Genomic DNA, 18,340 nt, shown 5'->3' on the forward strand with positions numbered 1-18,340 from the left:
CCCGCACGTAACAGGGCAGACCTGACCCGGTCACCAAACTGTCGACAATCGACCAAGTGCACCTCCGCGCCAGCGGGCGGCGGCACCGGGCGGGTTGATCACAGGAGGCCCTATGAGCGCGCAGACAGCAGTGGCGCCGGTACCGGCGCGCACCGGCAGAGCCCGGATCGGCCCCGTCATCGCCGATCCCTACCCCTGGCCCTACGACGGATCCGTGGCGGCGGCGAACACCGCGCTGATCTGCATCGACTGGCAGGTCGACTTCTGCGGGCCGGGCGGCTACGTCGACCGCATGGGCTACGACATCGGGCTCACCCGCGCCGGGCTGCCGGCCACGGCGGCGCTGCTCGCCCACGCCAGAGCGGCGGGGATGCTCGTCGTCCACACTCGGGAGGGCCACGCGCCGGACCTGACGGACCTGCCCGCCAACAAGCGCTGGCGCTCGGCCCGGATCGGCGCCGAGATCGGTTCGGCGGGCCCGTCGGGCCGGATACTCGTGCGCGGCGAACCCGGCTGGGAGATCGTGCCGGAGGTCGCGCCGATCCCCGGCGAGGTCCTCGTGGACAAGCCCGGCAAGGGCGCGTTCTACGCCACGAACCTCGACCTGGTGCTGCGCACCAACGGCATCACCCACATCGTGCTCACCGGCATCACCACCGACGTCTGCGTGCACACGACGATGCGCGAGGCCAACGACCGCGGCTACGAGTGCCTGATCCTGTCGGACTGCACCGGCGCCACCGATCCGGGCAACCACGCCGCGGCGCTGCACATGGTGACGATGCAGGGCGGCGTGTTCGGTGCCGTCGCCGACTCCGGCGCCGTTCTCGCGGCGACGACCTGGGAGGGAACATGACCAGCACCGTTCCCGCGGAGCCCTACCCGTTCACGTTCGACCAGGCCAGCACCGCACTGGTGATCATCGACATGCAGCGCGACTTCGTCGAGCCGGGCGGGTTCGGCGAGACGCTCGGCAACGACGTCTCCCTGCTGGCGGCGGTGGTGCCGCCCCTGCGCACGGTGCTCGAGACCGCGCGCGCCGTCGGGCTCACGGTGATCCACACCCGGGAGGGCCACGTCCCGGACCTGTCGGACTGCCCCCCTGCCAAGCTGAACCGCGGTGACCCGACCAAGCGCATCGGCTCGCCCGGCCCCAAGGGCCGGATCCTGATCCGTGGCGAGTACGGCCACGACATCATCGACGAGCTCGCGCCGCTCCCCGACGAACTCGTGATCGACAAGCCCGGCAAGGGCTCGTTCCACGGCACGACGTTCGGGGCGGAGCTCGCGGCACGCGGTATCACCAGCCTGGTCGTCACCGGCGTCACCACCGAGGTGTGCGTGCACACCACCGTCCGCGAGGCCAACGACCGCGGCTACGAGTGCCTCGTCCTGTCGGACTGCACCGGCTCCTACTTCCCCGAGTTCCAGCGCGTCGGCCTGGCCATGATCGCTGCCCAGGGCGGCATCTTCGGCTGGGTCGCGCCGTCCGCCGCATTCCTTGCTGCCCTGAACGTCGAATCGGAAACGGCTCTGGAGGAGGTCCCGTCGTGAGCGCACCGACGAAGGAACAGGAACCGATCACGCTGTCGTGGTGGGTCAGCGGCGACACCAACGCGTTCTTCGGGCTGGGCTTCAACACCCTGGTCAACGTACTGGTGCTCTCCGGGCTCTGCATCGGCGTGGTGAAGATCCCCGGCACCGAGGTGTTCGGGGTGATCCTGCCCGCGCTGGGCGTGCAGCTGCTGATCGGCAACGTCTACTACACCTACCTGGCGCGGCGGCTGGCGCGCCGGGAGAACCGCACGGACGTCTGCGCGATGCCCTACGGCCCGTCGGTGCCGCACATGTTCATCGTGACGTTCCTGATCATGCTGCCGATCTACCTGAAGACGAAGGACCCGCTGGTGGCGTGGGCCTCCGGACTCGCATGGTGCTTCATCATCGGTCTGATCGTGCTGGTCGGGGCGTTCATCGGCCCGTTCATCCGCAGGTACACGCCGCAGGCGGCCATGCTCGGCACGCTCGCGGGCGTCTCGATCGCGTTCATCTCGATGCGCCCGGCCGCCCAGATGTGGGAGGCGCTGTGGATCGCACTGCCGGTCATGGTGATCATCCTGATCGGCTTCTTCACCGACCTGCGGCTGCCCGGCAACATCCCGGTCGGCCTCGCCGCACTGCTGGTGGGCACGGCGATCGGCTGGATCGGTGGCTACATGTCGGCCCCGGACGTCGCGGCGGCCGCCAAGGACGTGGCGCTGTCGCTGCCCACCGCCGACTTCGCGCGGCTCGGCCAGGGGCTCTCCGACGTGGCCCCGCTGCTGGCCACCGCCATCCCGCTGGGCATCTACAACTTCACCGAGGGCATGACCAACGTCGAGAGCGCGGCCGTCGCGGGTGACGAGTACAACCTGCGGGCGATCCTCGCCGCCGACGGTGTCGGGGCCGTGGTCGGCTCGGTGCTGGGCTGCCCGTTCCCGCCCGCCGTCTACATCGGACACCCCGGGTGGAAGGCCGCGGGCGGCCGCACGAGCTACTCGCTCGCGTCGGGCGTCGTCATCGCGCTGATGTGCTTCCTCGGCCTGTTCGGGCTGCTCGGAGCGTTGCTGCCGCTGCCGGCGATCGTGCCGATCCTGCTCTACATCGGGCTGCTGATCGGCGCGCAGGCCTTCCAGGAGGTGCCGCGTGCGCACGCCGTCGCGGTGGTCATCGCGATCATCCCCAACATCGCGTCGTGGGCGTCGGGGCTGATCGACAACGCGCTGTCGGCGGCCGGTACCACGGCCGCGCAGGTCGGGGAGCCCGCCCTGGTCAACGCGGGCGTCGTCTACACCGGGCTGTCGCTGCTCGGCGGGGGCGCGATCCTGGCCGGCATGATCCTGGGTGCGATCGTCGCGTTCATCGTCGACAAGAAGTTCGTGGCGGCGGCGATCTACTGCTTCGTCGGCGCCGCGCTGGGCTTCATCGGGCTCATCCACGGTGTGTCCGTCGGCTGGGACGTCGGCGGCCAGATCGCGCTCGGCTACGCGTTCGCGGGCATCGTCCTGCTCGGGTTCGCGCTGGTCACCGGGCGGAAGTCCGCGGCTGACGCGGAGGTGCCCGCCCCGCGCGAACCCGAGCCCGTCGAGGAGCAGAGCGCCATGGTGGCGCCGGTCGTGATCGCGGAGCCGGGTCGCCCGGCCACCGCATGACGCCGCTGCTGCTGGACCGGCCCGAGGTCGTCGCCGATGTCCACGCCGCGTTCGAGCGCTACGAGCGGGCGCTCCGGGCGGGCGACGTCGCCGTTCTGACCGAGCTGTTCTGGGACGACCCCCGCTGCGTCCGGTTCGGGGTGGCCGACCGGCAGCACGGGGCGGCGGCGATCGCCTCATGGCGCCGGGACCATCCGACGGTGCCGCCCGGCAGGCGGCTGCACGACACCGTGGTGCTGGTGGTGGACAACCGCACGGCCGTCGTGACGACCCTGTTCGGCTACCCCGACGGTGCGGTCGAGGGTCGGCAGAGCCAGACCTGGGTCCGGTTCGACGACGGCTGGCGGATCGTCGCGGCGCACGTGTCGGAGGTGCCCCTCGGGTGACCGCAGCGGTGGTGGCGGCCTACCGTGGCCTTCTGCGAAGGGTGGGGCCATGGCGTCGGTGACGGAGTCGAGCGAGGTCGTCGCCACGGCCGCGCTGGTCACCGACGTGCTGGACCGGGTGGCCGCCACCACGCACCGCATGCACAGCGCCATCGCGCGCTCCGGCTGGAACCGCCTGCTGCCGCGATCCGTGCGGGTGCTGCAGGAGTCGGTCACCACCGGGATCTACGAGCTCGTCCGGCTCGGGATCCGGGCGGTCGGCGGCGTCGCGGGCGTCGCGCTGGGCTCCGCGCCACGCACGCGCACGGCGCGGCCGTGGAGCGGCGGGCCCCGGGGACGACACCTCGCCGGCCTGCTCGACGGTGCGTTCGGCGACCGGCTCGCCGAGCACCATCCGGCGCTGGTGGGCCCGATGCGGATCCGGGTCGACGGCGTCGACGTCGACCCCGAGCCCGCGACACTCGCGGCCCGCTTCCCCGACGCCGCCGCATCGCTCGTCGTGTTCCTGCACGGGGTGATCGAGACCGAGGAGTGGTGGACCGGAGCCACACCGGGCGGCGACTTCGCCAGCAGGCTCCGTGCCGACCTGGGCTGCACGAGCGTGCTGCTGCGCTACAACAGCGGCCGGCACGTGTCGGACAACGGGCGCGATCTCGCCGACCTGCTCGACGCGCTGGTGGCGGCCTGGCCGCGACCTGTCGAGCGGCTCGCGCTGGTGGGGCACTCGATGGGCGGACTCGTGGCGCGCAGCGCGGTGCACCAGGCGGCGATGCGGGGCAGCGCATGGCCCGATCGCACCCACCACCTCGTCTGCCTGGGCACCCCGCTGCTGGGCGCGCCGTTGGAGCGCGGCGCCAACACCGCGGCGTGGGCGCTGCGGCAGTTCGACGAGACGGCACCGCTCGCAGCGTTGCTGGCTGCCCGCAGTGCCGGCATCAAGGACCTGCGCCACGGCAGCCTGCAGCGCGACGACTGGCACGGCGTCGATCCGGACGCCGTGACCCGTGCCGGTACCGCACTCCCCTACCTGCCGCCCGGCAACGTCCAGCACAGCAACCTCGCGGCCACCGTGATCCGCGATCCCGGCCCGCTCGGCCACTGGATCGGTGACCTGCTGGTGCCCAGCAGCAGCGCGCTGGCACCGGCCCCGTCGGCGCGCACGCACCGGATCGGCGGCCTGCGCCACGGCGGCCTGCTCACCGACGACGCCGTCTACGCGCGGCTGCTGGCCTGGCTGAGCACCTGAGCGTCGCGGGCCCCGCGCACCGACCGACCTCGCACACCGTCGCAGGTCGTCGCACGGGTTCCACACCCTGCGACGACGGGAATCGCCCTGCGAGGTCGGGAAACGTGTGCGACGTGGCTGGTGATGGCGCTGTCACCGGGATGTGACACGACATCGCGAGACTGCGCCCGTGGAGATTCCGGAGACCGGGCACGTCGTCGTGTGCGGGGTGGACGGTGTCGCGCTGCGCACCGTGGAGCAGTTGCTGGCCGCGGGGGCCGAGGTCGTGGTGGTCGACCCGGCGCAGGGCGCCGACGTGGTGGCCGAGCGGCTGCTCGCGCAGTGGAAGGTGCGGCGCGTCGAGGGCCGGCTCCGGGAGTCGCTGCTCGACGCCGGCCTCGCCACGGCCGTCGCCGTCGTGTGCCTGCTCGGCGACGACCTGCGCGCGATGGAGACGGCGCTGCTGGCGCGGCGACTGCGCCCCGACGTGCGGCTCGTCGTGCAGATGGGCAACGGCAGCGTCGGGCGGGCACTGGCCGAGGTGACCGGTGAGGGCGGCGTGTTCGACGTCGCCGCGCTGTCGGCACCGGCGGTCGTCGAGGCCTGCCTCGGCACCCGCACGCACACGATCGAGCTGGCCGGCAGCGCGTTACTGGTGGCCGAGGTCGTCGCACAGGTCGGGGCCGGGCGCACCGCCACCCTGCGCGAGCTCTACGCGCACCTCGCGCCACTGGCCGTCGCGAGCGCGGGCGAAGCACCCCTGATCTGCCCGGGCCGCGACCACGCCGTCCGCGCGGGTGATCGGGTGACGCTCGTCGGCACGCCCGAGCAGTTCCAGGAGCTCGCGACGCCGGAGGTGGTGGAGCTGATGCGCCCGCAGCACCTCGTCCGGCAAACGGCCGGGGCCCGCTCCGCCGGTGTGGCGCGGGCGATCGAGCGCGCCGAGACCGGCCGCAGCCGACCGGGCCTGCGCGCGCTGGCCCGCTCGCTGGTCACCGAGGCGGACGGGCGCCTGCGCGCGACGCTGGCCGTGCTCGCCGTCGCGATACTGGTGTCGATCGTGGTGCTGCAGTTGGGCTACACGAAGGCCGACGGCTCCCGCATGAGCGTGGTGGACGCCGTCTACTTCACCGTCGAGACCATCGCGACCGTCGGCTACGGCGACTTCTCCTTCGCCGAGCAGCAGACGTGGCTGCGGATCTGGGCGATCGGGCTGATGGGTGGCGGTGCGATCCTCACCGCCATCATCTTCTCCCTGATCACGCAGCTGCTCGTCAGCAGCAGGCTCGAGCAGTCGTTCGGCAGGCGCCGGGTCGGGTCGACGCGCGGTCACGTGATCGTCGTCGGGCTGGGCTCGGTGGCGCTGGAGGTGGTGCAGGAGCTCGTGGCCGCCGGGCGGCGCGTCGTGGTGATCGACCGCGAGGAAGCGGGCCGCCACCACGGCCACGCCCGCGCACTGGACGTCCCGGTGGTCGTCGGCGACGCCACCGACGCGGCGGTGCTGACCGCGGCCAACCTCCACGAGGCCATCGCTGTCGCCGTCCTGACCAGCGACGACCTCGTGAACGTCGAGACCGGCCTGGTCGTGCGCGACCAGCTCGGCGACCGGTGGGACCAGGTGCCGGTGGTGCTGCGGGTGTTCGACCGCGAGCTGGCCACCGGCATCGAGGACGGGTTCGGCTTCCGCTACGTCCGCTCGACCGCGGCGCTGGCTGCGCCGTGGTTCGTCGGCGCCGCGCTCGGCCTCGACGTGCTCGCCACCTTCTACGTCGACCGCATCCCGTTCCTCGTGGGACGGCTGGCGGTCGCCGCGGGCGGCGGCCTGGACGGGCTGGCGATGGCTGAGCTGTCCGAGCGCACCCGGGTGGTCAGCATCCGCCGCGCCGCCCGCGACGGGGAGCGGCAGGTGGAGCTGCTCCCCCGGCGCGGCACCCGGTTCGGTGCGGGCGACGACGCCTACCTCATCGGCCCCTACGAGGAGCTGATGCAGGTGCTGCGCCGCGACGCCCCCCGTGCCCCCGCCGGATGAGGCGACGGCTCAGGCCGGCACATGCTGCCCGTCGGGCTCGGCAGGCGTCACCGGGGTGGTGTCGTGCCCCCGCATGCGGACGTAGAGGGCACCGAAGACGACCACACCGAACACCGCGAGCACGATCGCCGTCAGCGTCGCGTAGTCGGCGTAGCGGCCGGTGAGCAGCAGGAACGCCGGGATCCACGCCGTGACCCAGCCCTGGATGGCGCACACCGCACCGGTGTAGCGGCCCAGGCTGTCGCGCCCCAGGCCCAGCACGAGGAAGAACAGCAGCCACAGGAACGCCCAGTAGAGCCAGATGACACCGAAACCCGGGTCGTTGAAGTGGAAGAAGTTCAGACCCGAGTAGACGAGCGCGGACACGAAGACGAACAGGCAGAAGTAGCCCAGTCCGGTGCTGTCGAGGTCGAACGTCAGGTTCAGCCCGACGTAGAGGTAGGTGAACGCGAACAGGTACAGGCCCGCCGCCGACAGGATGGTGTCGGCATTGCCGTCGGCGGTGAAGATCAGATAGGTGGGGGTGATGATCTGCAGACCGCCGACGAAGAAGTTCATCGGCGCGGCCGACTTCCCCTTGACCCAGCCCAGCAGCATGGCTCCGTTGATGAACAGCACGGCGCCGACGAACAGCAGTCCTACGGATCCCATGGTTCCAGACCTCTCTCCTCAGGTGACCGGGAGCCGGGGCGGGACGGGCCCGGCAAGGGCCCGTCCCGCCCGGCAGCGCTGGCTCAGCCGGCCGACCTGGGCACGCCCATGCCGGGATCGATCTGGTGGGGCCCGTCCTTGCTCGGGCGCACGTTGAAGTCGAAGATCTCGGTCGGGAGGTAGACCGTCGAGCACGAGTTCGGGATGTCCACGACGCCCGAGAGCCTGCCCTCGATCGGTGCGGCGCCCAGGATCATGTAGGCCTGGATGGCGCTGTAGCCGAACTTCTGCAGGTAGTCGATCGCGTGCAGGCAGGCCCGCTGGTAGCTCAGGTGCGAGTCGAGGTAGCGCTGCTCGCCGTCGAGCGTCACCGAGGTGCCGGAGAACGCGAGCCACTCGCTGTACTGCGGATCCGTGCGTCCTGGCATGAACACGGCGTTCTCGGAGACGCCGTAGGTCTCCATCCCGCCCTTGATCAGGTCGACGTGCAGGTCCATGAACCCGCCCATCTCGATCGCCCCGCAGAACGTGATCTCGCCGTCGCCCTGGGAGAAGTGCAGGTCACCCATGGAGAGCTTCGCGTCGTCGACGAAGACCGGGTAGAAGATCCGCGAGCCCTTGGTGAGGTTCTTGATGTCCTGGTTGCCGCCGTTCTCGCGTGGCGGCGCGGTGCGGGCGGCCTCCCCCGCGACCCGGTTGAACTCGTCGCCGGTCAGGTTGCCCAGGATCGCCGAGTCCGGCAGCGGCGGCAGCGCGAGCGGCGGCACCCGGTTCGGGTCGGTGGCGATGAGGGCGCCCTCGCGGGCGTTCCACTTCGCCAGCAACGCGGCCGAGGGTGCGGTGCCCATGAGGCCCGGGTGCACGATGCCGGTGAACGCCACGTTCGGCACGTGCCGCGACGTGGCCACGCCGCCCTGGAAGTCCCAGATCACCTTGTAGGCGTCCGGGAACTGCTCGGTGAGGAAGCCGCCGCCGTTGCTGGTGGCGAAGACGCCGGTGTAGCCCCAGCCCTGCCCGGCCAGGGGGCCGGAGTCCTCCTGCGGGATGGGGCCGACGTCGAGGATGTCGACGATGAGCAGGTCGCCGGGCTCCGCACCCTGCACCGCGATCGGGCCGCTCAGCACGTGCACCCCGGCCAGCGGCGCGTTGAGGATGTCGTCGGCGGAGTCGTCGTTGTGGATGGCGCCGTCGAACCATTCCCGGCAGTGCACCCGGAACGAATCACCCGGCTTCACCTGGACGAGCGCGGGGATGTCCGGGTGCCAGCGGTTGTGTCCGACGATCCGCTGTTCGGTGAACTTCTTCTGGGAATCGAGCGGGAAAACGAGTTCGGGCATGACGAATCAGCACTCCTCATTCGTATTACCGGTGACGAGAACTTGCAGAACGCCGTGCCGGATCACCGGCACGGTCAGGTCAGGCCCGGGGCAGCTTGCTCATCCGGGGGTCGAGCTGCGGGCGGTGCGCCTGCCGCTGGCCGGCGCGCGGAGCCTGCGGGATCGACGAGACCACGGCGGGCTCCGAGCTCGACGCCGCGGCGTGGTCGATCACGGCCATCCGCCTGCGGTCGGCCAGCCCGAGCATCGGCGCCGTGATCACCCGCACCGACGCCGCCCCGCAGTCCGGGCAGTCGATCGTGACGGGGGCGGTGCCGATCGGCCGTCGGATGTCGACGGGTCCGTCGTTGTCGCAGCGATACCGGTACGTCGCCATCGGGCACCCCTTGGTGTGGACGACTGGAGATCCGAGGAAATAATTTCCTAGGAAAATACTCACCGTCACCGATGCTGTCAACGGCTACCACCATCGGGGTACGGCGAATGCGTCTGCACTCAGATTATTGCTGGTCAGACGCTCAGAGCTGCTGGATGACGTCCCAGAACAGGCCGTCGGCGACCGCGAGGAACACCCGCTGCTTGAGGTGGCGGTCGCGCAGCACCACCGTGCCACGCGGGGTCTCGTAGGACAGGCCCTCCGACACCGACGTCATCGGCGGGACCTCCACCGAGCCGGCCCGGCGCATCAGCTCGGTGAGCAGCCGCACGCCCTCGTAGCAGGACTCGCCCAGGCTGTTGAGCACCGGCGCCTCGGGGCCGAAGCGGCGGAAGTACGCGGCCGCGAAGTCCAGGCCCGACGTGGTGGTGAGGTCCTCGAAGTACCCGGCCGATGTCATCAGCCCGCGGGTGTTCTCCGCACCGGAGGCGAGCAGCACGTTCTCGTCGATCAATGAGCTGAAGCGCAGCACGTCACGATCCAGGCCGCTCGCGCTGAACGCGCGGTTGAACGCCACCGCGTCGTCGCCGATGAGCAGCATGAGCACCGCCTCGCACCCGCTCGCCTCGACGCGGTGCAGCACCGCGGAGAAGTCGGTGGTGCCCAGCGGCACGTACATCTCGTCGCAGACCGTGCCACCGATCCGGCGCAGGTAGTGCCGCGCCGCCCGCGCGGTGCCGCGCGGCCAGACGTAGTCGTCGCCGACGATCGTCCAGCGTCGGACGCCCGCCGTGCCGGCGAACCAGTCGAGCGTGGGGCCCAGCTGCTGATCGGGCGTCTCGCCGGTCAGGAACACCCCGGGCCGGTGCTCACCGCCCTCGTAGAGCGCGGTGTAGGCGTACGGGACGCGGCCGGCGATCGTCGGCGCCACGGCCTCGCGGACGGCCGAGATGTGCCAGCCCGTCACCGCCTCGATCGCGCCCGCACGGATCAGCGCGTCGATCTCGGTGGCGACGACGGCAGGCTCCGTGCCGCCGTCGACGGGCACGAGGTTCAGCTCGCGCCCGAGCACGCCGCCCTCCGCGTTGATCTCCTCCATCGCGAGCGCGGCGCAGCTCTCGCACGACGGCCCGAAGATCCCCGCCGGTCCCTGCAGCGGGATGACGAGCGCCATGTTGAGCACGTCGCGGCCGCGCGACGGCGGCACCGTCAGGTGCTGCGGCGCCGCCCACGGGGTCATGGCGTCACGCTAACCACACACTGCAGCGATCGTGCTACTCCAATCGTAGGGTTAGCATTCGACAATGGCCGCACGTCCGGACCGAAGCGCGCTGGTCAGCGATGACTCGCTGCGCCTGCTCTCGCTGGTGGAGCGCGCCGTCACCCAGCGCCTCGACGAGGCGCTCAAGGCCCACGGCTCCGGGATCGACCAGTGGCGCATCCTGTCGCTGCTCGTCGAGCAGGGCGGCTGCCCGATGAACGTGGTGGCCGACCACGCCCTGCTGCTGGCCCCGAAGCTGAGCAAGCTCGTCGACCGGATGGTGTCGGCCAACCTGGTGCTGCGCCGCGCCGATGAGGAGGACCGCAGGCGGGTGCTGATCCTCGCCTCCCCCCGCGGCCGCGAGGCGCTCGCCACCTGGCAGGCGGCCGCCGCCGAGGTCCAGGAGCAGTTCCGCGAGATCCTCGGGCCCGACACCGCCGTGCTCGACGACCTGCTGCGCCGGCTGGCCGGTGGTCTGACCGCGACCACCGCCACCACACCCGCCGAGCCGGCCCCGATCGCGGACGGCCGCTGAGGCGCCACCCGGCCGATTCCTCCGCGCGTCAGAGCTGCGCCAGCCGCTCCTGCAGGAAGCGCCGCTCCGCATCGTTGTGCACCAGCTGCAGCGCCCGGCCGTAGGACGCGCGGGCCTCGGCCGGGCGGTCGAGCCTGCGCAGCAGCTCCGCCCGCGTGGCGTGCAGGTAGTGGTACCCGTCGAGGTCGAGACCGTCGACGACGTGCAACGCCTGCGCGACGGCGCCGGCCTCGGCCATGGCGGCGGCCTGGTTGAGCAGCACCACCGGGTTGGCGGTGAGCGCCGCGAGCTCGCCGTAGAGCGCCGCGATCTGCGTCCAGTCCGGCGGGTCCTCGGTGTGCAGCGCGGCGAGCGCCGCCTCGAGGACGTAGCGCCTGCGACCGCCGAGAGCGATCGCGCGGTCGAGCTGCGCACGGCCCTCGTCGATCTGGCCGGTGTTCCACAGCGAGCGGTCCTGGTCGCGCAGCAAGACGATGCCGTCGCCGTCGAACCGGGCGGCCCGGCGTGCGTCGTTGATCAGCATCAGCGCGAGCACGGCGGCGACGTCGGGCTCGTCGGGCATCAGCCCGGCGAGCACGCGACCGAGCCGGATGGCCTCGGTCGCGAGCTCGCTGCGGCCGGAGTAGCCCTCGTTGAAGATCAGGTAGACGACGGCGAGCACGGCCGCGAGCCGGTCGGGCAGCACGTGGGCGGGCGGCACCCGGAACGGGATGGCCGCCGCCTTGATCTTCTGCTTCGCGCGCACGAGCCGCTTGGCCATGGTCGGCTCGGGCACGAGGAACGCACGGGCGATCTCGTCGGTGGCCATCCCGCCGAGCGTGCGGAGCGTCAGCGCCACCTGCGCCTCGAGCGCGAGGCTCGGGTGGCAGCAGGTGAAGATCAGCTCGAGGCGCTCGTCCGGGATGGCAGCGTCCTGCAGGTCGTCGAACACGGCATCCTCCACAACGGGTGTGGCCGCGAGCAGACGCGCCTTCCGGGCGAGGGTCTGCTCACGCCGGATGCGATCGATCGCCCGGTTGCGCGCGGTCGTCAGCAACCAGGCCCGCGGGTGCTCGGGCACACCGTCTCGAGGCCAGCGCGCCGCGGCGGTCGCGAACGCCTCCTGGGCGGCGTCCTCGGCCAGCTCCACATCGCCGAGGACGCCGACCAGGGTGGCGAGCACGCGCCCCCACTCGTCACGGAAGACCTGCTCGAGCGACGCCACCTACCACTCCATGATCGGGCGTACCTCGACCGCTCCGCCCATCGCGGCAGCCGGGACCGTCGCGGCGAGCTCGATGGCGGCGTCCAGGTCGGCGGCCTCGAAGATGAAGTAGCCGCCCAGCGCCTCCTTGACCGACACGAACGGGCCGTCGGTCGCGAGCGTCTGCCCGCCCTCGACGCGCACCGTGGTGGCGGTCTCGGGCGACTGGAGCCCCAGCCCCGGTGTGACGCCCCGGGTCTGGTTGATCCGCCCGTACGCGGCGCCGACGGCCTGCTGCTCGTCGGCCGACAGGCTCGCCCAGGCCTCCGGGTCCTGCGGGGTGGCAGCGGTGCCCTGGTGGATCAGCATCATGTACTTCATCGTGTCCTCCTCTGGTCGTGACCACCTCTGGCGGGATGGTCGCGTAGGAGACGAACGGGGAGCGCCTCGCAGGACAGTGTGGCGAGAACTTTCTCGACCATTCATCCGACTGATAGGTTCGTCGGGTGCATCGCGCGGGGGCCATCCGGTCGCAGCTGATTCTCCGGCGCGCCGGCTGAGCCAGGTCGTCGGCGCGCCCGCACTGCTGCCGCGCCCGATCTGCCCGCTGCCCCAGAACGCGGAGTCGTAGGACGCGGGCGCCACACCGGCACCTGGGCCGGATCCCCCTGCACCTCCCAGCCAGGAGATCCGCGTGCTGAACCCCGCCTCGTCCGTCCGCGCCACCCAGCAGCCCACCTACCGGCGCATCACCACCCACGTCCACGACGGCCTCGACGGCGTGCTGCGCGTCGTGACCCTGCTGCGCGGTCGCCGCTACCGCGTGCGCGACCTCGCTGTGAACGTCCAGGAGGGTGTCGTCGCCAGCCACGTCAGCTGCACCGTGCTGCTCGGCGCCGACGAGCACCGGCTGCTGGTCGACCGCCTGCGCCGGATGCCGTCGGTCGTCTCGGCCGAGTGCGCGTGACATCGGGATCACCCCAGAGTAACCGTCGGGTCCCCGACTTCGAGAACTCCATGAGGCAGAACGGAGTCGCCGTGACGCATGGGATGAGGTTCGGCGGTGGTGCTGATGACGGTCGGGGGCGACGAGCCGGTCGGCGACGGCCCCCGGGCCCGCGCGGCTCGGACGAAACGGAGACGCACCCGTGCGGCGCTGATCGCTGCCGCCGACTCGGCGTTCAGCACCCGGGGCTGGGCCGGCACGCGGATGGAGGACATCGCGACCGACGCCTGCGTGAGCTCCGCGACGGCGTACAACCACTTCCCGACCAAGCACGTGCTCATCGGGGTCGTGTTCGCGCCGCACGTCACGAAGCTCGTGATCCAGGCCGAACGCGACATCGCCCGCGAACGTCCGGTGCTCGCGGCACTGTCGGACCAGATCAACGCGCTGGCGCGCCTGAGCTACTACCACCGCGGCCTGACCGCCGCCTTCACCGCCGCGGTGCTCGAGTACACGATCCGCACCGGGCGCACCCAGGACCCCACCGACGAGTTGGACCCCCGCACCATCGTTCCACTGCTGGACCCACTCGTGCGCCTGATCCGCCACGGCCAGCAGACCGGGCAGTTGCGGCCGGACCCGTCGGCGGCGGACATGAGCAGCACCATCGCCAACCTGCTGCTGGTGCGCAGCCTCAACCACAAGGACGAGTCACCGCGGGTCACGGCCGAGCTCCTGTGGACGCTGCTGTTCCGCACGCTGGCGCCCCCGGGTTGATGGCGCCGGGCTGACGGCGCGGGCGCGAACGGCCGGGCTCAGACGCTGCGCAGCACCGAGACGATGATGCCGAGCACCGCGGCCTCGTCGCCGTCGATAACCTCGTAGGCCGGGTTGCGCGGCTCCAGGAAGACGTGGCCGTTGCGGCGGCGGTACACCTTCACGGTGGCCTCACCGTCGATCATCGCGGCCACGATCTGACCCGAGTGGGCCTCGGACTGCTGCCGCACCACGACGGTGTCGCCGTCGCAGATCGCGGCGTCGACCATCGAGTCGCCCCGCACCCGCAGCGCGAAGACGGTGCCCCGTCCGGCGAGCTCGCGGGGCAGCCGCAACACCTCGTCGGCGTGCTCCTCGGCCAGGATGGGCGCGCCGGCGGCGATGTCGCCGACCACCGGGACGGCCACCGAGTCGCTGTCGGAACTCGCCCGCGGCTCCTGCAGGAACAGGCGCACGTCGATCGGCCGGGACATGGCCGTGCCGCGCCGCAGGAACCCCTTGTCCTCCAGGCTCGTGAGGTGCTTCGACACCGACGACGCGGAGCGCAGCCCGACGACGTCACCGATCTCGCGGGTGCTCGGCGAGTACCCGTGGCGCACCACCCAGTCCCTGATCGCGAGCAGGATCCGTTGCTGGCGCGGCGGCAGCGACGAGGTGTCCAGCTGGTCGAACAGGTCGAGATCATCGGCGACGGGCACCCGGGGATGGTAGAGGCAGCAGTCCCACGGCCGGTCGCCCAGGTGATCACCGACCGTCCGCACACCGATGGACGCTGCCGGTCGAGGGGTCGCGCTGGATACTCTGGACACCGAACACGGCGGTACGACCAGGGAGTGTGGAGATGACCGGCCACCGGCGCCTGCTCGTCGCTCGGCTGTGGCTCGACGGGGTGGGCTCGCCGCCGGGGCACTGTCAGTCGTAGCGAGGTACCTCAGGCCCCTCCCCCCCGGCTGTGGCGCGCCGGCAGCGCGCCCCCACCCTTCGCCGCCGCGAGAACCGCGGCGGAGAGAGGACAACTCCCGTGAGCGAGCCCCACCCGCTCGACAACCCCGCCAGGGCGTCCCTGCTCGGAGCGCACCGCCACCTCGCCGAACGCCACGGTCAGGCGCTGCGCTACCACCCCGATGTGTCCCCGCTCGTCGCGCTGCCCGCCGATCCCGACGAGAGCGCCTGGTGCGATGTCGCCGACCTGCTCGGGCCCGGCGCGGTGCTGTCGGTCGACGGCCTCACCACGCCACCGCCCGCGGGCTGGGAGGTCGTCCGCGACGGCGACGGCGTGCAGCTGATCGACGCGGGTGTCGCTGCGGCGCACGACCCCGAGGCCGTCCGGCTCGGCGCCGGCGACGTGCCCGAGATGCTGGCGCTGGTGGAGCGCACCCACCCCGAACCGTTCCTCCCCCGCACCATCGAGATGGGCACCTACCTGGGTATCCGGCGGGCCGGACGGCTCGTCGCGATGGCGGGTGAGCGACTGCAGCCACCGGGCTGGACCGAGATCAGCGCGGTCTGCACCGACGTCGGCTACCGCCGCCAGGGGTTCGCCACGAGGCTCGTGCACGCCGTGGCGGCCAGCATCCGCGATCGGGGCGACTCACCGTTCCTGCACGCCTACGCCCTGAACACCCCCGCCATCCGGCTCTACCTGGCGCTGGGGTTCCGGCTGCGCCGTCGGGTCGAGTTCCTGAGGGTCCGCGTCCCGGCAGCCGAATCCGTCGCCTGAGAGCCACCTGCACGTCGACGGTGTTGACGGGGCGGCCGCCGGTTGGTGAGCGTGGAGGTGCCGACGCACCGCCCCACCGCCGGATACATGGGACGACAGCAGCCGGCATGCTCCCTCCTCCCGATCAGCCGCAGGTGCCGATGCAGGCACGATGCCCGCGCCCGATCTAAGCTGTACCCGTGGACGACGCGACCGAGAACGGCTTCCCGTGCTCGGTCGCCCGGGTCACCGATCTCATCGGCGATCCGTGGACACCGCTGATCCTGCGCGACGCCGTGCTCGGCGTCCGGCGCTACGACGAGTTCCACCATCTGAAGGGCATCGGGCGCAACACGCTGTCGCAGCGGCTTCGCAAGCTCGTCGAGGCCGGGATCCTCGCCACGCGCCTCTACCAGGACAACCCGCCGCGCAACGAGTACCTGCTCACCGACAAGGGCCGCGACCTGTTCGGGGTGCTCGCAGCGATGCTCGCCTGGGGCGACCGGTGGCTCGACGAGGGCGCGGGCCCTCCCATCGCCATGGAGCACACCCGGTGCGGCCACGAGGTGCACGCGGAGATGGTGTGCTCCGACTGCGGCGAGCACCTGAGCACCGACCACGTGCAGTTCCGGCTCGGCGCGGGGTTCCCGGCCGAACTGGCCGACCGGCCCGACGTCCGGCTGCGCTACTCCCGAGACGCAGCGGTGCCCGCGACGGCCGACGGCCGGGCACCCGGTTCCGGATGACCGGCCGCCGGAGACGGGCAACCGATCATCCGGGACGGGCGCCCGGCCGCCGAGGGGATCAGCGTCCCCTCACCTGATCCGCGCGGTCAGGAGCTCAGTGCGGTCAGGAGCTCAGGGCGGTCAGGAGCTGAGTGCGGGCTTGCCTCCCGGACGCTGGCGGCGGTAGTCGTCGACGAACGCCGCGCGCCCGGCGTCGTCCATCTCGTTGAACAGCACCAGCGGGCTCTGGAAAGCCGGCATGCGACGCATGTGCTCCAGCGTCCACATCTTCTTCGGGTTCAGGTCCAGGTGCGGCTGCGAGATCATGGTCTTGCCGTCGTCACGGACGAAACCCAGATCGCCGACCACATCGGCCCAGTTCCAGCCGTGGTACAGCGTCTCCCACTCCCGCAGCCCGGTCAGGCGACCCATGTTCGGGGTCTCCCGGCCCTGGTAGATCGGCCGGAACGCGGTCACATCGGTCCACTTGCAGGTCTCACTGCAGTAGGCGCGGTGCTGCCCGTCGACCTCGGCCGTCTGGATGTCCGCCCGGATCAGGCACGGCACCAGGCACGTCCAGCACCGGATCGGGTACACGTAGTCGACGTCCTCGGCGACGATCGCGTTGTGCCCGTTCGGGGTGGCGAGGCGGTTGTAGTTCTCCCACCATGCCCCGTACTTGTCGTACCAGCCCGGGTACTTGTACTCGAACCACTCGAAGTCCTGGTCGGTCATCCCGTCGATGCGCCAGTAGTTCGCGACCCAGCCTGCGGCCGCGAACTGCGCGAACTCGTGGATGTAGCCCTTGTTGATGATCCGGTTCCAGGCCTCTTCGATCAGGTCGTGCGGGATGACCAGCCCGTACTTCTCCAGCGGCACCAGGTACGAGCGGTAGTAGTCGTCGTAGATCCAGCGCCGCCACATCTCGGCGTAGGACTCACGGTCCTTGCGGCGGTCCTTGGTGCCGTACTCGATGAACACGCCGATCGCGCCGTCCACGACGCAGTGGTTGTTCCACCACGCGTAGCGCAGGTCGCGCTCGAGCAGCTGCCGGTTGTCCTCGTCCGACAGCGCCATCAGCAGGGTCGCGTAGCCGTTGGAGATGTGACGCGACTCGTCGGACTGGACCGAGTGGAACACCGTGGGCAGCAGGTAGTCGCCGTTGGCCGCAGCCTCGGCCGGCATGGCCACGAACAGCGTGTTCGTGAACGCCGTCTCCGCGACGATCGTCAGGTACACGCATGCGGCGGTGATCGCGTCGCCGGTGATGAACCCCTCGGCGAACTGGCGCCCGATCGTGCCGGCATAGTCGCTCTGGAAGGCCCGTAGGCTGTCGTTGAACCCGGCGGGGTCGATGTAGTTGGTCATGTACAGGCGCTTGAGGTTCTGCTGGATCGTCGAGTGCCGCACCTCGTCGATCATCTGGATCGCCTGGCCGTTGTGCAGCTCCGGGTTCGGCACGACGTGGAACAGCATCGGCATCGACCGCGCGGCCGACACCTCCGGCAACGGGATGATGGACAGGAACAGCTTCTGCCACTCCATCCACCGCTCCTGCACGGTGCGGAACATGTTCCCGCGGATCGCTCCGTCGGACGCGCCGTAGACGCGGTGGTCCTTCTCCTCCTGCATCGGGAAGTAGGACCGCAGGACCTGCTTGAGCGGGTCCTTCTTCGCCGCCTTGCGGAAGGTGTAATCGGTGCCGTACTTCATGTACGGCTCGTGGTACTGCGGCTCCCAGGACAGTTCCTGGATCTTCTGATGAGCCTTGGTCAAACTCTGCCGACTCACACGTGCTCCTCACGGTGGTGGTGGGCACGATCCGGACCCGCGCAGGGTCCCGACGGCTGCCGGGATCGATCGCAGGAGGTGGATCGGGGTCAGCCCACCTCCGCGAGCCGGCGCGGCACGGGCGCCGACGGCCCTGGAGGTGGACCCGAGGCGACGGCGGCACCGAGCACGGGTCGGCACCGACCACCTTCCTCGTGATGACCCTCACACGGCCGACAGGACACGTGA

The 18,340-nt window shown here is 71.2% G+C and carries 19 protein-coding genes; 11 read left to right on the top strand and 8 right to left on the bottom strand.

The genetic code is table 11. The annotated features are described in order from the left end of the window. Positions 1-112 precede the first annotated feature (112 nt). The 6 genes from ACFPFQ_RS35295 (at position 113) to ACFPFQ_RS35320 (ending at position 6,831) form a co-directional block, all read left to right on the top strand. On the top strand, positions 113-856 hold the full coding sequence (locus tag ACFPFQ_RS35295; RefSeq protein ID WP_379626808.1) for a cysteine hydrolase family protein: 744 nt from the start codon (positions 113-115) through the stop codon (positions 854-856). After that, entirely contained in the window at positions 853-1,554 is a 702-nt protein-coding gene (locus ACFPFQ_RS35300; protein ID WP_379626810.1) for a cysteine hydrolase family protein, read from the top strand. The genes ACFPFQ_RS35295 and ACFPFQ_RS35300 overlap by 4 nt, the downstream gene beginning before the upstream one ends. Beyond that, positions 1,551-3,191, top strand: a complete 1,641-nt coding sequence (locus ACFPFQ_RS35305; RefSeq protein WP_379626812.1) for a regulator — start codon at positions 1,551-1,553, stop codon at positions 3,189-3,191. The genes ACFPFQ_RS35300 and ACFPFQ_RS35305 overlap by 4 nt, the downstream gene beginning before the upstream one ends. After that, a complete protein-coding gene (locus tag ACFPFQ_RS35310; RefSeq protein ID WP_379626814.1) occupies positions 3,188-3,577 on the top strand; it encodes an AtzH-like domain-containing protein in 390 nt (129 codons plus the stop codon). Before ACFPFQ_RS35305 ends, ACFPFQ_RS35310 begins: the two co-directional genes overlap by 4 nt. A gap of 49 nt (positions 3,578-3,626) precedes the next feature. Continuing rightward, complete coding sequence (locus tag ACFPFQ_RS35315) at positions 3,627-4,823, top strand: lipase family alpha/beta hydrolase (protein ID WP_379626816.1); 1,197 nt, start codon at positions 3,627-3,629, stop codon at positions 4,821-4,823. A 169-nt stretch (positions 4,824-4,992) separates the two neighbouring features. Further along, a complete protein-coding gene (locus ACFPFQ_RS35320; RefSeq protein ID WP_379626818.1) occupies positions 4,993-6,831 on the top strand; it encodes an NAD-binding protein in 1,839 nt (612 codons plus the stop codon). A gap of 9 nt (positions 6,832-6,840) precedes the next feature. On the opposite strand, the gene ACFPFQ_RS35325 is transcribed toward ACFPFQ_RS35320, so the two are convergent. The 4 genes from ACFPFQ_RS35325 to ACFPFQ_RS35340 form a co-directional block, all read right to left on the bottom strand. Then, positions 6,841-7,482, bottom strand: a complete 642-nt coding sequence (locus tag ACFPFQ_RS35325; protein WP_379626819.1) for an AmiS/UreI family transporter — start codon at positions 7,480-7,482, stop codon at positions 6,841-6,843. An 83-nt stretch (positions 7,483-7,565) separates the two neighbouring features. Continuing rightward, on the bottom strand, positions 7,566-8,819 hold the full coding sequence (gene fmdA / locus ACFPFQ_RS35330) for a formamidase (protein WP_379626821.1): 1,254 nt from the start codon (positions 8,817-8,819) through the stop codon (positions 7,566-7,568). Positions 8,820-8,898: 79 nt separating this feature from the next. Then, positions 8,899-9,195, bottom strand: coding sequence for an FmdB family zinc ribbon protein (locus ACFPFQ_RS35335; RefSeq protein WP_379626823.1), 297 nt, complete (start codon positions 9,193-9,195; stop codon positions 8,899-8,901). A 142-nt stretch (positions 9,196-9,337) separates the two neighbouring features. After that, positions 9,338-10,369 (bottom strand): substrate-binding domain-containing protein, encoded by a 1,032-nt coding sequence (locus ACFPFQ_RS35340; RefSeq protein WP_379627091.1) that lies wholly within the window; start codon positions 10,367-10,369, stop codon positions 9,338-9,340. 130 nt (positions 10,370-10,499) lie between these two features. Here ACFPFQ_RS35340 and ACFPFQ_RS35345 point away from each other — a divergent pair, with 130 nt between their 5' ends. Next, positions 10,500-10,991: a MarR family winged helix-turn-helix transcriptional regulator gene (locus tag ACFPFQ_RS35345; RefSeq protein WP_379626825.1), complete on the top strand. Its 492-nt coding sequence runs from the start codon at positions 10,500-10,502 to the stop codon at positions 10,989-10,991. A 28-nt stretch (positions 10,992-11,019) separates the two neighbouring features. On the opposite strand, the gene ACFPFQ_RS35350 is transcribed toward ACFPFQ_RS35345, so the two are convergent. Both ACFPFQ_RS35350 and ACFPFQ_RS35355 read right to left on the bottom strand, forming a co-directional pair. Beyond that, the gene (locus ACFPFQ_RS35350) at positions 11,020-12,195 is read right to left on the bottom strand and encodes an RNA polymerase sigma factor (RefSeq protein ID WP_379626827.1); all 1,176 of its coding nucleotides are present in this window, start codon (positions 12,193-12,195) and stop codon (positions 11,020-11,022) included. Continuing rightward, the gene (locus ACFPFQ_RS35355) at positions 12,196-12,555 is read right to left on the bottom strand and encodes a YciI family protein (RefSeq protein WP_379626829.1); all 360 of its coding nucleotides are present in this window, start codon (positions 12,553-12,555) and stop codon (positions 12,196-12,198) included. It abuts the gene before it with no gap. Between the two features lie 313 nt (positions 12,556-12,868). Here ACFPFQ_RS35355 and ACFPFQ_RS35360 point away from each other — a divergent pair, with 313 nt between their 5' ends. Then, entirely contained in the window at positions 12,869-13,141 is a 273-nt protein-coding gene (locus tag ACFPFQ_RS35360; protein WP_379626831.1) for a hypothetical protein, read from the top strand. A gap of 105 nt (positions 13,142-13,246) precedes the next feature. Beyond that, entirely contained in the window at positions 13,247-13,897 is a 651-nt protein-coding gene (locus ACFPFQ_RS35365; RefSeq protein WP_379626832.1) for a TetR/AcrR family transcriptional regulator, read from the top strand. Positions 13,898-13,935: 38 nt separating this feature from the next. Here ACFPFQ_RS35365 and lexA read toward each other — a convergent pair whose 3' ends face one another. Continuing rightward, complete coding sequence (gene lexA / locus ACFPFQ_RS35370; RefSeq protein ID WP_379626834.1) at positions 13,936-14,595, bottom strand: transcriptional repressor LexA; 660 nt, start codon at positions 14,593-14,595, stop codon at positions 13,936-13,938. A 323-nt stretch (positions 14,596-14,918) separates the two neighbouring features. On the opposite strand from lexA, the gene ACFPFQ_RS35375 reads away from it, so the two are divergent. Both ACFPFQ_RS35375 and ACFPFQ_RS35380 read left to right on the top strand, forming a co-directional pair. Next, entirely contained in the window at positions 14,919-15,617 is a 699-nt protein-coding gene (locus ACFPFQ_RS35375) for a GNAT family N-acetyltransferase (RefSeq protein ID WP_379626836.1), read from the top strand. A 179-nt stretch (positions 15,618-15,796) separates the two neighbouring features. Then, positions 15,797-16,342, top strand: a complete 546-nt coding sequence (locus ACFPFQ_RS35380) for a winged helix-turn-helix transcriptional regulator (protein WP_379626838.1) — start codon at positions 15,797-15,799, stop codon at positions 16,340-16,342. 120 nt (positions 16,343-16,462) lie between these two features. On the opposite strand, the gene ACFPFQ_RS35385 is transcribed toward ACFPFQ_RS35380, so the two are convergent. Then, entirely contained in the window at positions 16,463-18,097 is a 1,635-nt protein-coding gene (locus tag ACFPFQ_RS35385; protein WP_379627093.1) for a methane monooxygenase, read from the bottom strand. Positions 18,098-18,340: the final 243 nt, after the last annotated feature.

The sequence above is a fragment of the Pseudonocardia sp. GCM10023141 genome (assembly GCF_042653605.1).